Below are 11,433 nucleotides of genomic sequence, written 5' to 3'. Positions count from 1 at the left end.
CGAACAGCACGTACCGACCGGCTGGCGGCGCTACCTGTTTTCAACCAACCACAAGGACATCGGCACGATGTACCTCGTGTTCGCTGTCTGCGGCGGCGTGCTCGGGACGCTGCTTTCGATCGCGATTCGCGCCGAGCTGATGACGCCGGGCATCCAGGTCTTTCCTGCCATTTCCGCAATTCTGACCGGAGACGGGTCGATCGACGCGGCGAAGAATATGTACAACGTGTTCTTCACCAGCCACGCCGTCATCATGATCTTCTTCATGGTGATGCCCGCGATGATGGGCGGCTTCGGCAATTGGTTCGTGCCGCTCATGATCGGCGCGCCCGACATGGCCTTTCCGCGCCTGAACAACATGTCGTTCTGGATGCTGGTCGCCTCGTTCTGCCTCCTCTTCAGCTCCTTGTGGGTCGAGGGGTCGCCGGGGTTCCACGGATTCGGCGGCGGCTGGGTCCTTTATCCGCCGATGTCGTCCAATGTCGGCGCGCCGGGCCCGGCGATGGATTTCGTCATCCTCTCGATGCATCTGGCCGGCGTGTCGTCGATCCTCGGGTCGATCAATTTTATCGCGACCATCTTCAACATGCGGGCGCCCGGCATGACGATGATGCGCATGCCGCTGTTTCCGTGGTCGGTTCTGGTGACCGCGTTCCTGTTGCTGCTGTCCCTGCCGGTGCTCGCCGGCGCGCTGACCATGCTGCTGACCGACCGCAACTTCCACACGACCTTCTTCGATCCGGCCGGCGGCGGCGATCCGATCCTCTATCAGCACCTGTTCTGGTTCTTCGGCCACCCCGAGGTCTATATCCTGATCATCCCGGGCTTTGGGATTATCAGCCAGGTGGTCGCCACCTTCGCCAAGAAGCCGGTGTTCGGCTACGCCGGCATGGTCTACGCGATGTGCGCGATCGGCATTCTCGGCTTCGTCGTGTGGGCCCACCACATGTTCACCACCGGACTGTCGCTCGGAGCGCAGCGCTATTTCGTGTTCGCGACCATGGTGATTGCGGTTCCGACGGGGGTGAAGATCTTCTCGTGGATCGCGACGATGTGGGGCGGATCGCTGTCGCTCAGGCCGCCGATGCTGTGGGCGATCGGCTTCATCTTCGTCTTCACCGTCGGTGGCGTCACCGGCGTGGTGCTCGCCAACGCCTCGGTCGATCGCTACCTGCACGATACCTATTACGTCGTCGCCCACTTCCATTACACGATGTCGCTGGGCGCGGTGTTCTCGATCTTCGCGGGGTTCTACTACTGGTTCCCGAAGATGACCGGCTACATGTACGACGAGCGGCTGGCGAAGTGGCATTTCTGGCTGATGTTTGTCGGCATCAACGTCACCTTCTTCCCCCAGCACTTCCTTGGCTTCGCCGGGATGCCGCGGCGCCTCGTCGACTACACCGACGCCTACGCGACCTGGAATTACGTCTCGTCGATCGGCGCGTACATTTCCGGCGTGGCGACCCTGGTGTTCCTGTACCTCGTCTACGAAGCCTTCGCCGCCAAGCGCGCGGCGGGCGCCAATCCCTGGGGGCCGGGCGCGACGACGCTGGAATGGACGCTGCCCTCGCCGCCCCCGTTCCACACTTTTGAGACGCCGCCCCACATTCCGGGCTACGAGGATCTCGTCGAACCAGCCCTCGTCGGCCGGGGCGGGCATTCGTGAGCGACCTGCGCGCTCCCGAGACGAAGGCCCCCGCGCGCGCCCGCTCGCCGGGCGGGAACGTCCGTTACGCGATCGGCGCCGCGTCGATCGCCGTCGGCATGCTCGGCCTGAGTTATGCGGCTGTTCCGTTCTACACCTTGTTCTGCCGGGCGACCGGGTATGAAGGCACGCCGCAGAGGGTAGCTGGCGACGACGCCCGCACCGGACATCGCATGCTTCGCATCGCTTTCGACGCCAATGTCGCGCCGGGCCTGCCGTGGCGTTTCGAGCCCGAAACCGATGCGATCCATCTGCGGACCGGAAAGGCCGCAACCGTGTTCTTTCGCGCCGAGAATCGCAGCGACAGGGCAATTGCCGCGACCGCCGTCTTCAATGTCACGCCCGAAGTTGCGGGCGGCTGGTTCGACAAGGTGCAATGCTTTTGCTTCAGCGAGCAGAGGCTCGGGCCGCACGAGACGGCCGAATGGCCGGTCGTATTCTTCCTCGACCCGAAGCTCGAGACGGACCCGTCGATGGCGCAGGTCGAGTCGATCACGCTGTCTTACACTTTGTTCGCCGCACCGGCCGAGCGGGCGTCCGCCGGGTCGGACAGGCGCGCCGGCCCGGCCGGGTGACATCAGGAGAAACGGATGACTGACGCGCCAATTGCCGCTCACGCCACGATTGAGGACGCCGCGCCGATTGCCGAACGGCCAGGTTTCCACCTTGTCGATCCCAGCCCGTGGCCGATCGTCGGGTCGATTTGCGCGTTGCTCACGGCGGTTGGGCTCATCCTGACGATGAAGGACCTGACTTTCCTCGGCGGGAAGACCGGCCCGCTCGTGCTGGCCGTCGGAATCGCGGGCATTCTTTTCACGATGGCCGGCTGGTGGCGCGACGTTATTTTCGAGGCGCAGACCGGGCACCATAACGCGCTTGTCCGTCACGGCCTCACCATCGGCATGATCCTGTTCATCGCCTCCGAGGTGATGTTCTTCGTCGCCTGGTTCTGGGCGTTTTTCGCATCGTCACTGGGCGCGAGCGACGCGCAGGTTTACGGCCGCCTCGACTTCACCGGCGGCCTTTGGCCGCCGAAGGGAACCGAAGTCATCGATCCCCTCAGGCTTCCGCTGATGAACACCTTCGTGCTGGTGGCGTCGAGCTTCGCCGTGAACGTTGCACACGACGAGTTTCGCGAGGGCAACCGGGAAGGTTTCAAGGGCTTCCTGATGGTCGCGATTGCGCTTGGAGTCCTGTTCGTCGGCGGTCAAGCCTACGAATACATCCACGCGCCGTTCGCCTTCAGGAACTCGATCTACGGCGCGACCTTCTTCATGGCGACCGGGTTCCACGGCGCCCACGTGATCATCGGGGTGATTTTCCTCACCGTCTGCCTCATGCGCGCTTTCGCCGGACAGTTCACCCCGAGGCACCATCTCGGTTTCCAGTTCGCCGCGTGGTACTGGCACTTCGTCGACGTGGTGTGGCTTTTTCTCTTCAGCTGCATCTACCTGTGGGGCTCCTGGGGCGCGACCATCGAAGCCGCCACCGGCTGACGGGCGGCCTTGCTCCGCGCGGCGGGCCCCCGAATGACTCCTGCGGACCGGGGAGAGGCGCGATGACCGAATCGACCGCGAGGGCGGAGCCGCTGAAGGCCGTGCGGGTCGGCATGACTGGCAGCCTGCAGGAGACCGTGACGTTCGAGCTTACGGTCGGCGGACACGTCGCCGGCATGCCCCCCGTATACGGCACGCCGATGATGATTATGGCGATGGAGAAGGCCTCGGGACTCGCCATCGCAGGCTGCTTGCCGCCGGGCTGGGTGACGGTGGGCGCCGAGGTTGACATCCGCCACCTCGCGCCGACCCTGCTCGGGCGCACGGTGATCGCGACGGCGACGGTTCTGGAGGTCGAGGGACGCAGCGTGCTGTTCGCCGTCGAGGCCCGCGACGGCGAGCGCAAGATCGGCGAGGGTCGACACCGCCGCGGGGCCGTCAACCTCGAGCGCTTCGCCAAGCGTTACGGATTTTGACGCCTCACAACAGTCGCGACGGATCGGTTTCGGGCGGGATCGTCCGGACGACCTCGGTCGGTTGCATGCCGGCCTCGTCCAGCGCTATGTGGGCGTCCTGGACGATGGCGCGCTGAACGGCGCCGACGCGGTCGGGCGCGGCCCAGAGCCGGCAAGTGGCCAGCGGCGCGCCGGCGTTGAGATTGGCAAGGAACACCTCCGGAGGCGGCGCCTTGAGCACGCCCGGCTGGCGGGCGATTGCGTCCGAGAGCACGGCGCACGCGCGGGAGAGATCGGCGCCCGGGGCGAAGCCGACGTTGAAGCTGACGAGCCGCCCGGCGTTGCGCGAATGGTTGCGCAAGGGGACGGCCCAGATCGTCGAATTGGGCGCGAACAGGAACAGGCCGTCGTAGGTCTCGATCTGGCAGGCGAAAAGGCCGATTTCCCGAACCTTGCCGGCGAACGGCGTCGCGCTGACGATCTCGATGTAGTCGCCGACCTGGAAGGGCCTCAGCCACAGGAGCATGATGCCCGCCGCGATGTTGGCGAGCGTGCCTTGCAGCGCTAGCCCGATGGCGAGGCCGGCGGCGCCGAGCGCCGCCAGCAGCGACGCGGTCTGCACGCCGATCTGGCTCAGCGCCGCCACGATGGCGATGACGAGAACCCCGTACCGCGCCGCGGCGACGAGCGCGGGCCGCGCCGTCGGGTCGACCGAACCCGTGCGCGCCAGGGCGACGCTCACCGCGTCGGCGACCCATCTTGCGATGATTGCGCCCGCCCCGAGCACGAGGAGCGCCAGAATGAGCCTCGGAACCAACACCTCGGCCGCGGCCCATCCGAATTCGTACAGCCGGTCGAACGCGTTCGGAACGGAGGTCATGACGTCTTGTCCCATGATGGCCGGTCGGCGCCAATACGCACGCGACCGTCGCCCCCCGATCTGCTATCAAAACGCGCTGTGCAAGGCACAAGGAGGGGAGTGGCATGCTGGAACGGATGCAGGAAACGCCGCAGCACGCGCTTGCGCTGAAGGCGAGCGGCACGGTGATGGCGCGCGACGTCGAGGCGGCGATCGAGGCGGCGCTGGGATCGACGACCGCGGCGACGGGCCTTGTCGTCGTGGTCGACCGCGACTTTGACGGCTATTTCGCTGAACTGTCGCGCGGGCTGGCGACTGTCGCGCTGGCGCACAAGAACATGGTCCGGATCGCGGTCGTTACCGAGGCCGACCGGATGGACGAGGCGAAGCTCTGCGGATGGAGCGCCTCGCCGGTTCCGATTCGGCTGTTCGCGGCGAACGAGCGCCGCGCCGCCTATGACTGGGCGGACGGCGTGCGCCGCGGCGAGTAGCCCCCGGCAAGGGCCGAGGGCTCTCGCGAGGGCCGCGAGGTCGTCCGCTGTCGAGGGGAGTCAGGACCGCGTGACCGCCCGGCCGCCCGGGACGTTCTCCGAAACGCGCTGGGCGAGATCGGCGAAATCGCGACAGAGCTGTTCGAGCCCGAACCCGAGCGCGAATAGCCGCTCGACGTCGGGGGCTGCGAGGTCGCGCTCCAGGCCGTCGTTGCGGATCGAGGCGATCTCGATCTGGTATGCGCTTCGGGCGGCTTCCGTCGGGGCGATCGGGGGCGGCGCGCCGCGGTCTGCGAGCGCAGCGGCTGCGCCGCGCAGAAACGCCGCCGCATGGTCCGAAAACTGCTTCAGCGAGGGATCGAGCCGCCGCCCCACCGCATCGGGAACAGGCTCGACCGTCGCGCGGCTGAGAATGACCAAATCGTGCCGGATCCGAAGAAGGGTGCGCGCAAGCGGCGCCGGATCGGGGTCGTGCACGATCGAGACGATGCGCTCGCGTTTGGCTTCCTCTGCGAGTCCCTGGAATTTTGTGACCGCATCGCCCAAGCGATTCTGCGCAAGCGCGATGTGCACGGCGTCGACGTCTCGCGAGACCCCGGCCAGGAACTTCGGCAGCAGGTCGGCCATCTGGTTCAAAATCCGGCACGCAGCGTCGCGGCCCAGCCCGTGAGCGCGTTCGGGAAAAACCAGCAGCGAAACGACGACGGCGACCGCGCCGCCGATCGCGACTTCAAGAACGCGCGTAATCGCCGAAGCGATCGGGCTTTCCCCGAGTTCACCCCCAATCAGGAGCACGAGGACCGCGGAGAACGGCGCAACGCGGAAGGCCGGATTGATCGCCGCTGCCACCGCCATCGGCGCCACCGCCACAGCGAGCGCGACGGCCTGGGAGACAGGACCGGTATGGGGAATGGCGAGGCCGACCGCCGCTGCGTAGACCGCGCCCCCGAGCGTTCCGATGTTGTATTCGATTGTGGCGCGCAGCGATCCGCCGACGCTCACCTGGCTGACAACGATCGCCGTGAGCACCGCCCAAAGGCCGTGCAACGGAAAGTTCAAACTTCTGACGATGGCGAAAGCGGCGAGACCCGCCACGGTCACCCGCAGGCAATAGCGCAGATAGGGCGCATAGGCGCGGACCGTTTCGCGGAAAACCGAGAACGCGCCCATGCCGCAGTCCTTCCGCCGGCCCCCCCTGCGTTGCGCCTACAGGCCGCCCGGACGTCCGTCAATCACGCGCAAGGATGGTCAGGGCTTCAGCCGCCAGCCGGAGCGAAAGATCCAGGTGAGGACCGCGAGGCAGACGACGATGAACGCGGCGGTGAAGCCGAGGCTCGCCGCGACGCTGACATCGCCCTGGCCGTAAAAACTCCAGCGGAAGCCGCTGACGAGATAGACGACCGGATTGAACAGGCTGACCGCGCGCCAGATCGGCGGCAGCATGTCGATTGAATAGAACGCGCCGCCGAGGAAGGTCAGCGGCGTCACAATGAGGGCCGGGATGATGGCGAGCTGCTCGAAGTTCTTCGCCCAGATTCCAATGATGAAGCCGAACAGGCTGAAGGCGACCGAGGTCAGGATCAGGAAGGCGATCATCCACAGGGGATGGTCGATCCGCACGTCTACGAACAGCGTCGCGGTCATGAGGATGATCAGGCCGATGACGACCGACTTCGTGGCCGCCGCTCCGACATAGGCCGCAACCACCTCGAGAGACGACAGCGGCGCCGACAGGATGTCGAAGATCGTGCCGGTGAACTTGGGAAAGTAGACGCCAATCGACGCGTTCGAGATGCTCTGGGTCAGCAGCGACAGCATGATCAGTCCCGGAACGATGAAGGCGCCGTAGCCGACGCCGCCGACTTCGTGGATGCGCGACCCGATCGCGCCTCCGAACACCACGAAATAAAGCGCGGTCGTGATGACCGGCGTCGCGACGCTCTGCCAGACGGTGCGGACGGTGCGCGAGAGCTCATAGCGGTAAATCGCCCAGACGCCGCGGGGATTGAGCCCGCTCATGCCGCGCGCCCGACGAGGTCGACGAAGATGTCCTCGAGGCTGCTTGCCGTCGTTTCGAGATCCATGAAATCGACGCCGGCTTCGGCGAGCCGTCGGAGCAATGTCGGCACGCCGGTGTCGTCGGCCGAGGCGTTGAAAACGTACGTGAGCCGCTTTCCTTGGTCTTCGAGCGCGATCGGCCAACCGGCGAGCGCCGCGGGCAGGGCGGGCAGGGGACGGTGCAGCACCAGGGTGAGGCGCCGCTTGCCGAGTTTGCGCATCAGCGCCGCCTTGTCCTCGACCAGCAGAATGCGGCCTTTGTCGATCACGCCGACGCGGTCGGCCATCTCCTCAGCCTCCTCGATATAGTGCGTCGTCAGGATCACCGTGACGCCGTCGTCGCGCAACCGGCGCACCAGAGCCCACATGTCGCGGCGCAGGTTGACGTCGACGCCGGCGGTTGGCTCGTCGAGAAACAGAACGTCGGGCTCGTGGCTCAGCGCCTTGGCGATCATCACCCGGCGCTTCATGCCGCCCGAGAGTTCGACGATGCGCGCGTCACGCTTCTCCCACAGCGAAAGGTCGCGCAACAGGCGCTCGACATAGGCCGGATCGGGGGGTCGTCCGAACAGCCGCCGGCTGTGCGACACCGTCGCGCGGACGGTCGAGAAAATGTCGAGCGCGAGCTCCTGCGGCACGAGGCCGATCCGCGACCGGGCGGCGCGATAGTCGCGAAGGACGTCGAAGCCGTCGACGCGGACCGAGCCCGAAGTCATCGTGACTGTGCCGCAGATCACCCCGATCAGGGTCGTCTTGCCGGCGCCGTTGGGACCGAGCAGGGCGAAGATCTCGCCCTTGTCGATGACGAGGTCGACCGCGTCGAGGGCGAGAAACCCGTTGGCGTAGCGCTTGGTGACGGCGGCGCAGGTTATGATGGAGGGCATGCGAGGGATGTTCCGGGCGGCGCGGGCGCGCCCGCCGTCGGTGGCGAGGCCCGCGTCTATTTAGGCGGCCGAGGGGCGGACGTCGACTCGCCGCCCTGGTGACGCGCTCGACAGCCCGATGCCGGAAGGGCGCCGGCCTTTGGCCCGCGTCAGCTGCGACCAGCGATCGCGGCTACAGGGCCCGCGGTTCAGAAGCCCATCGGCACGAAGAAGCAATAGACCGTCGACTGCCCGCCCGAGCCGTCGTCGCGATAGAAGATCCAGTAGTCGCCATCCTGGCTCGGCAGCGCGGCCCGGGCGGGAATGCGGTAGCGATAGCCGTCGACCGTGTAGTAGTCGTCCGAAACCCGGTGAACCTGTTCGGGACGAAGGTGGTGGGCGTCGTCCGGCCCGCAGCATGCGGATTTCACCCAACCGGGCACGATCACCCCGTTGGCCCAGACGTCGTGAGCCGCGGCGGGGCGGACCGCCAATCCCCCAAGCAGTGCAAGCGTAACGAAGGCAAGTCTCATGTCCGCTCCGGTTCATCACGAATCGGCCGTCCTCGCTTGCCCCTCGAGGACGTGGACCGGTTTGGTAAATCGGCATCGGGGCGAAACGGTGGAACCGATTCGGCGCTGTGGGGGCCGTGACGGCGGTGTCCCCCGCTCGAAAGAGCCGTCCGGGCGCCCTTGCTGCGACTCAGGGCGCGCGCTAACCGAAGACTATGGCCAAAGCCGCCCCTCCGCCTCCGCCGCCGCCTTCGGCGCCGATCGACGTCAACCTGCGCGACGCGCTGGAAGAGCGCTATCTCGCCTACGCGCTCTCGACCATCATGGGCCGGGCGCTGCCCGACGCCCGCGACGGCCTGAAGCCGGTGCATCGCCGAATCCTCTACGGCATGCACATTCTAAGGCTCGACCCCGGCTCGGCGTTCAAGAAATGCGCGAAAATCGTCGGTGACGTGATGGGCTCGTTCCATCCGCACGGCGACCAGGCGATCTACGAGGCGCTGGTCCGGCTCGCCCAGGATTTCTCCTCGCGCTATCCGCTGATCGAGGGGCAGGGGAATTTCGGCAACATCGACGGCGACAACGCCGCTGCCTACCGCTACACCGAGGCGCGCATGACCGACGTCGCGCGCCTCCTGATGGAGGGCGTCGAGGAGGACTCGGTCGACTGGCGCGACAATTATTCGGGCGACACGAAAGAGCCGATCGTGATGCCCTCGGCCGTCCCGAACCTGCTCGCCAACGGCGCGCAGGGGATCGCGGTCGGCATGGCGACCTCGATCCCGCCGCACAACATCGCCGAGCTCTGCGACGCCGCGCTCTATCTCATCGCCCATCCGGGCGCCGAGACAGAGGCGCTGACCCAGTTCGTGCTCGGGCCGGACTTTCCGACCGGCGGAATCGTCATCGACGACAAGGCTTCGATCGTCGAGACCTACAGGACCGGACGCGGCGGCTTCCGCCTGCGCGCCCGCTGGGAGAAGGAGGACCTGGGTCGCGGCGGCTGGGCCGTCGTCGTCACCGAGATCCCCTACGGCGTGCAGAAGTCGCGGCTGATCGAGCAGATCGCCAACCTCCTCAACGAGAAGAAGCTGCCGCTGCTCGCCGACGTGCGCGACGAATCGACGGAGGACGTGCGCGTCGTGCTCGAGCCTCGAAGCCGCACGGTCGAGCCGGAGACGCTGATGGAGTCGCTCTTCCGCCTGACCGAGCTCGAGACGCGCGTGCCGGTCAACATGAACGTGCTGGTCGACGGGGTGACGCCGAGGGTCGTCTCGCTGGGCGAGGCGCTGCAGCAATGGCTCGACCATCGCCGGGACGTCCTCGTCCGCCGTTCCAGGCACCGCCTGGCGGCGATCGAGAAGCGGCTCGAGCTCCTGGCCGGCATGATCGTGGTCTTCCTCAACCTCGACGAGGTGATCCGGATCGTTCGCGAGGAGGACGACCCGAAGGAGGCGCTGAAAGCCCGCTTCGGCCTCAGTGAGAACCAGGTCGTCTACGTCCTCGACACGCGTCTCAGATCCTTACGCCGGCTCGAGGAAATGCAGCTCCGCAAAGAGCAGACGGACCTCGTCGCGGAGAAGGCGTCGATCGAATCGCTGCTCGCAAGCGACCGCAAGCAGTGGCAGATGATCGCGGTCGAGATCCGCGACCTGAAGAAGAAGTTCGGGCCGGACACCAAGCTCGGCAAGCGCCGCACCCATTTCGCCGCCGCGCCCGAGGTCATCGTCTCGGAGCTCGCCGAGGCGCTGGTCGAGCGCGAGCCGCTGACCGTGGTCGTGTCGGAGAAGGGCTGGATCCGTGCGCTCAAAGGGCAGGTCGCCGACCTCTCCTCTCTGTCGTTTAAGGGCGACGACGGCCTGAAAACCTCGTTCTTCGCCGAGACGACCTCGAAGATTCTGGTGCTGGCGAGCGACGGCAAGGTTTTTACCCTCGACGCTGCGAAGCTGCCGGGCGGACGCGGGCAGGGCGAGCCGATCCGGCTCATGGCCGACCTCGACGAGAGCGCCGCGATCGTCGCCGTCTGGGCTTATGCGGCCGGGGCGAAGCGGCTGATCGTCGCATCCGACGCCAACGGGTTCGTCGTCGCCGAGGACGAGCTTCTGTCATCGACCCGCAAGGGACGCGCGGTGCTCAACGTCGGCGACAAGGCGCAGGCCGCGCTGATCGTCCCGGCGGCCGGCGACCATGTCGCGGTCATCGGGCAGAACCGCAAGCTGCTGGTGTTCCCGATCGCGCAGCTTTCCGAGATGGCGCGCGGCAAGGGCACGCGGCTCCAGCGCTACAAGGACGGCGACATTTCCGACGCAAAAGTCTTCGCCATCGCCGACGGCTTGACTTGGCGCGATTCCGCCGGCCGCGCGTTCACCGTCGCCATGCCCGAGCTCAAGGAGTGGATTGGCAACCGCGCCGAATCCGGCCGCCTGCCGCCCAAGGGCTTTCCCAAGAGTAATAAGTTCGATGGGTAGGGGGCCTGCCGCCGCGCGGGGGAAAAACCTATCCGTCATGGCCGGGCTTGACCCGGCCATCCACGTGGCGCCGGCGCCGTTCGCGGCACTACTTCAAATTACGCAACTCTATCAGCGGCCTATCTGGAAGAGTCGGTGTTCGCGTGGATGGCCGGGACAAGCCCGGCCATGACGCGCCGTTTTCGAAGCCAGAGGCCACGTCAGCCGCCGCCGAACAGGCGGCTGAGAAAGCCCTTCTTCGGCGGCTCGGAGGGACCAGTCCGCCCAAGCTGCGCCAGAAGCGCGGCGAGGTTCTCGCGCGCGGTCACGGTGTTCGGGTGATCCGCCCCGAGACTTTTTTCGAAGATCGCCAGCGCGCGGCGATAGAGCAGCTCGGCCTCGTTTGGGCGGTTCGTGGAGTGCAGAAGGAGCGCGAGATTGTTGAGGTCCCTCGCCACGTCGGGATGGTCCGGCCCGTAGCTCGCCTCGTCGATCTTGAGCGCGCGGCGGTAGAGCGGCTCGGCCTCGCCGGGGCGGTTCGTGG

Annotated in this window: 12 protein-coding genes; 6 read left to right on the top strand and 6 right to left on the bottom strand. The window is 66.6% G+C overall.

What is annotated here, in order from left to right; genetic code table 11:
- The 4 genes from ctaD to ACLP25_RS30170 all read left to right on the top strand — a co-directional run.
- On the top strand, positions 1-1,669 hold a 1,669-nt coding region (gene ctaD / locus ACLP25_RS30185; RefSeq protein WP_442472779.1), incomplete at its 5' end, for a cytochrome c oxidase subunit I.
- Positions 1,666-2,283, top strand: a complete 618-nt coding sequence (locus ACLP25_RS30180; protein ID WP_442472778.1) for a cytochrome c oxidase assembly protein — start codon at positions 1,666-1,668, stop codon at positions 2,281-2,283. The genes ctaD and ACLP25_RS30180, both read left to right, overlap by 4 nt.
- 15 nt (positions 2,284-2,298) lie before the next feature.
- Positions 2,299-3,204 (top strand): cytochrome c oxidase subunit 3, encoded by a 906-nt coding sequence (locus tag ACLP25_RS30175; protein WP_442472777.1) that lies wholly within the window; start codon positions 2,299-2,301, stop codon positions 3,202-3,204.
- Positions 3,205-3,266: 62 nt separating this feature from the next.
- On the top strand, positions 3,267-3,680 hold the full coding sequence (locus ACLP25_RS30170) for a thioesterase family protein (RefSeq protein WP_442472776.1): 414 nt from the start codon (positions 3,267-3,269) through the stop codon (positions 3,678-3,680).
- 4 nt (positions 3,681-3,684) lie between these two features.
- On the opposite strand, the gene ACLP25_RS30165 is transcribed toward ACLP25_RS30170, so the two are convergent.
- Complete coding sequence (locus ACLP25_RS30165; RefSeq protein WP_442472775.1) at positions 3,685-4,539, bottom strand: mechanosensitive ion channel family protein; 855 nt, start codon at positions 4,537-4,539, stop codon at positions 3,685-3,687.
- 104 nt (positions 4,540-4,643) lie between these two features.
- Between ACLP25_RS30165 and ACLP25_RS30160 the strand changes: the two genes are divergently transcribed.
- A complete protein-coding gene (locus tag ACLP25_RS30160; protein WP_442472774.1) occupies positions 4,644-5,009 on the top strand; it encodes an STAS/SEC14 domain-containing protein in 366 nt (121 codons plus the stop codon).
- Between the two features lie 60 nt (positions 5,010-5,069).
- On the opposite strand, the gene ACLP25_RS30155 is transcribed toward ACLP25_RS30160, so the two are convergent.
- The 4 genes from ACLP25_RS30155 to ACLP25_RS30140 form a co-directional block, all read right to left on the bottom strand.
- Positions 5,070-6,179, bottom strand: coding sequence for an FUSC family protein (locus tag ACLP25_RS30155; protein ID WP_442472773.1), 1,110 nt, complete (start codon positions 6,177-6,179; stop codon positions 5,070-5,072).
- 78 nt (positions 6,180-6,257) lie between these two features.
- Positions 6,258-7,028, bottom strand: a complete 771-nt coding sequence (locus ACLP25_RS30150) for an ABC transporter permease (RefSeq protein WP_442472772.1) — start codon at positions 7,026-7,028, stop codon at positions 6,258-6,260.
- Positions 7,025-7,951 carry an ABC transporter ATP-binding protein gene (locus tag ACLP25_RS30145; RefSeq protein ID WP_442472771.1) on the bottom strand — a complete coding sequence of 309 codons (927 nt, stop codon included), beginning with the start codon at positions 7,949-7,951 and terminating at the stop codon, positions 7,025-7,027. Before ACLP25_RS30145 ends, ACLP25_RS30150 begins: the two co-directional genes overlap by 4 nt.
- A gap of 188 nt (positions 7,952-8,139) precedes the next feature.
- Positions 8,140-8,463, bottom strand: coding sequence for a hypothetical protein (locus tag ACLP25_RS30140; RefSeq protein WP_442472770.1), 324 nt, complete (start codon positions 8,461-8,463; stop codon positions 8,140-8,142).
- A gap of 194 nt (positions 8,464-8,657) precedes the next feature.
- On the opposite strand from ACLP25_RS30140, the gene parC reads away from it, so the two are divergent.
- Positions 8,658-10,910, top strand: a complete 2,253-nt coding sequence (parC, locus tag ACLP25_RS30135; protein ID WP_442472769.1) for a DNA topoisomerase IV subunit A — start codon at positions 8,658-8,660, stop codon at positions 10,908-10,910.
- A 200-nt stretch (positions 10,911-11,110) separates the two neighbouring features.
- Here the strand turns inward: parC and ACLP25_RS30130 are convergent.
- Positions 11,111-11,433, bottom strand: a 323-nt coding sequence (locus tag ACLP25_RS30130) for a tetratricopeptide repeat protein (protein ID WP_442472768.1), incomplete at its 5' end; no start/stop codon positions are given.

Source organism: Roseiarcus sp. (assembly GCF_052145395.1).
GTDB lineage: Bacteria > Pseudomonadota > Alphaproteobacteria > Rhizobiales > Beijerinckiaceae > Roseiarcus.
Note: the sequence above shows the minus strand (reverse complement) of the source record. Positions and strands in the feature narration are given on the sequence as shown.